This is a genomic window from Pseudoflavonifractor phocaeensis, from assembly GCF_021531375.1.
Taxonomy (GTDB): Bacteria; Bacillota; Clostridia; order Oscillospirales; family Oscillospiraceae; genus Lawsonibacter; species Lawsonibacter phocaeensis_B.
This window is the reverse complement of record NZ_JADYTU010000053.1, coordinates 1-3,325: the sequence shown is the minus strand read 5'-3', so window position 1 is coordinate 3,325 and position 3,325 is coordinate 1. Positions and strand designations below refer to the sequence as shown.

Here is a 3,325-nt window from a genome sequence, read left to right as displayed (position 1 = left end):
CCGCGCCGAATAGTATCAAAATATCTGATTGATGGCTCCCCATGGGGACCGGGGCCGAAGCCCCGGAGATTTTCAAGGTGAATTGCCCCGCAGGGGCAAAAGAAGGCGGCCTGGGCCGTTGGGTACTTTTGTATCTCTACAAAAGTACCTCGCCCGGGGGCGAAACATCTCTTCGTCCTAACTCCCGTCCCGCCCGCTGGCGAAATCCTCAGATAAACTAAAATTTCCCCCTCCATGCTCTCCGAAATCCAGAGCCTCCGGCGTTCAAACGAAAGTTTTTGATTCAGGGGGTTGCATTTTTCCATACTATGCCGTATAATGCGGTACAGACAACTGAATCCAATGTCTTCAGGGCGGGGTGGAATTCCCCACTGGCGGTAAAGTCCGCGACCGGGCGCAGCAGTGCGCCCGCTGACCCGGTGAAACTCCGGGACCAACGGTTACAGTCCGGATGGAAGAAGATGTGTGTAAAACAATTTACACGCGCCTTTGGCGTGTGTACAAGCGCACCTCCTCAATTGTTTTGACACCTGGAAGGCATCGGCTTTTCGGGCGTCAAAAATTTTTTGAGGAGTGTTTTTTATGTCTGCAAACACCGTAACCCAGTCCCCCGCCCGTTCTAAGATGGACACCAAGACCATCACCAGCCTGGCTATGCTCACCGGCATCGCCTACGTCGTCATGCTGGTATCCAAACTGATGCCCGGCGTCATGTTCCTGGACTTTGACTTCAAGGACGTGGTCATCTGCATCGGCGGCTTCACCTTCGGCCCCATGGCCGCCGCCATCATGTCCATTCTGGTGGCCTTCATTGAGATGATCACCGTCAGCCACACCGGCCCCATCGGTTTCATCATGAACGCCCTGGCCACCTGCGCGTTCTGCTGCACCGCCTGCTATGTATATAAAAAGAAGCACACCAAGTCCGGCGCTGTTCTGGGCCTGTCTCTGGGTGTGGTTTGTCTGGTCGTGGTGATGCTGCTGTGGAACTATCTGATCACCCCCCTGTACATGACCGGCTTTTCCCGTGCCGACGTGGCAGCCATGCTGCCCACCCTGTTCCTCCCCTTCAACCTGGCCAAAGGCGGCATGAACATGGCCGCCACCCTGCTGCTGTACAAGCCCGTGGTCACCACCATGCGGAAGGCCGGTCTGGTTCCTCCCTCCCAGAGCAGCCAGGAGAAAAAGCTCAACGCCGGCTTCCTGCTGTTCTCCCTGGCCCTGCTGGCCACCTTCGTGGTCTTCGCTCTGGTGCTGGCCGGGGTGATCTGACCGACCCTCCGACTGTTTTCAGTCACTTGCGCTCACATTTCTCATTCTGCTGAAATACTGACCAAAAAGCGGGGCAGATCTTCATCTGCCCCGCTTTTTTTCGCGCTTTTTGCGTAAGCGCCCCCTGATCTCTTTGCCAAATCCCCCCTCCACTTTTAACCTCCTTTTGACATTCCTTCGGTAGCAGTTTTTACACCTCCCTCTTAGAATAAAACCGTCTGTTACGACGAAAATAAGACCGACAAACAGGAGGAAAACAAGTATGAAAAAATTCCTATCCGCCGCGCTGGCCCTGACCATGACCTGCTCGGTCCTGGCCAGCTGCTCCGCCGGAAAGACCGAGGCCCAGCCTCAAACCGTTAACTCCACACCCGCCGCCAACCTCGCCGCCGTGACCGAAACGGTCAAGGCCCCCAAATATGTGTTTCTGTTCATCGGCGACGGCATGAGCTATCCCCAGTTCCAGTCCGCCTCTGACTATCTGGGCGCTATGGCCGACAGCGACTACATGCAGGCCGAGCCCAGCCTGGACGACAACCAGGGCGCCGTTCTGGACGGCCCCGTGGCCCTGAACTTCATGGGCTTTGAGGCGGCCGGCTCCGCCGTCACCTATGACTCCAACTCCTTCGCCCCCGACTCCGCCTCCACCGCCACCTCCATCGCCACCGGCTACAAGACCTACTCCGGGTCCATCAACGTGGATGAGACCGCCGCCAAGACCTACGAGACCATTACCGAGAAGGTCCATGACCAGCTAGGCATGAAGGTGGGCGTCATCTCCTCCGTCAATCTGAACCACGCCACTCCCGCCGCCTTCTACGCCCACCAAGCCAGCCGCTCCAGCTACTACGACATCGGTCTGGAGCTGATCGACTCCGGCTTTGAGTACTTCGCCGGCGGCGGTCTGCTGAAGCCCGACGGCCACGACAAGGAAAATCCGTCCGAAAACCTGTATGACCTGGCCGCCCAGGCCGGCTACACCGTGGTCAAGACCCAGGCCGAGGCCGAGCAGGTCACCAGCGGTCCCGTCATCATCATCGACGAGCATCTGGCCGACTCCAGCGCCATGGCCTATGAGCTGGACCGGACCAGCGAGATGTGGTCTCTGGCCGACTATGTGAAAAAGGGCATTGAAGTGCTGGACAACGACAAGGGCTTTTTCATGATGTGCGAGGGCGGCAAGATCGACTGGGCCTGCCACGCCAACGACGCCGCCTCCTCCATCCATGACACTCTGGCCCTGGCAGACGCCGTCCAGGCGGCCATGGACTTTGCCAAGGACCACGCCGGCGAGACGCTCATCCTGGTCACCGGCGACCACGAGACCGGCGGTCTGACCATCGGCTTCGCCGGCACCGACTATGACACCTACCTCTCCCTTCTGGACAGCCAGAAGATCTCCTTTGCCAAGTACGACAGCGACTATGTGGCCGCCTACAAGGAGAGCAAGCCCGGCTTTGACGCCGTGCTGAAGGACATTGAGGCGCTGTTCGGCCTGAAGGCCCAGGGCGGGGAGGGCGACAAGCTGGTCCTCACCGACTATGAGAAATCTCTGCTGAAAACCGCCTACGAGAAGAGCGTCAACGAGAAGGACACGGGCATGGCCCAGCAGCAGGAGTACGTGGCCTACGGCACCTATGAGCCCCTCACCGTGACCATCACCCACATTCTGAACAACAAGTCCGGCGTTTCCTTCACCTCCTACAGCCACACCGGCCTTCCCGTGGCCGTCTTTGCCGACGGCATCAACGCGCAGGAGTTCAAGGGCTACTTCGACAACACTGAGATCTACGACAAGCTGGCCGCTATGCTGAACGTGAAATAACCCTTTTTTTCCTCCCTGACCCGCGCGGAAAAGCCCGCCTCTGCCTTACCATGGGCGGGGCGGGCTTGCGCGGTAAATTTTAGTTCATCTTCCAATGTTAGAATTGTAGGGGCGGCCCCATGTGGCCGCCCGCAGGCGGGACGGAAATTTGGACGAAGGGATGTTTCGCCCCCGGGCGAGGTACTTTTGTAGAGATACAAAAGTACCCAAAAAATCTCCGGGGCTTCG

At 58.3% G+C, this 3,325-nt stretch carries 2 protein-coding genes and 1 riboswitch; both genes read left to right on the top strand.

The window, feature by feature from the left end:
- Positions 1–340: 340 nt before the first annotated feature.
- Positions 341–467, top strand: a riboswitch (FMN riboswitch).
- A gap of 115 nt (positions 468–582) precedes the next feature.
- Positions 583–1,272 carry an ECF transporter S component gene (locus I6E39_RS10960; RefSeq protein WP_235381616.1) on the top strand — a complete coding sequence of 230 codons (690 nt, stop codon included), beginning with the start codon at positions 583–585 and terminating at the stop codon, positions 1,270–1,272.
- A gap of 262 nt (positions 1,273–1,534) precedes the next feature.
- Positions 1,535–3,097 carry an alkaline phosphatase gene (locus I6E39_RS10955; protein ID WP_235381615.1) on the top strand — a complete coding sequence of 521 codons (1,563 nt, stop codon included), beginning with the start codon at positions 1,535–1,537 and terminating at the stop codon, positions 3,095–3,097.
- Positions 3,098–3,325: the final 228 nt, after the last annotated feature.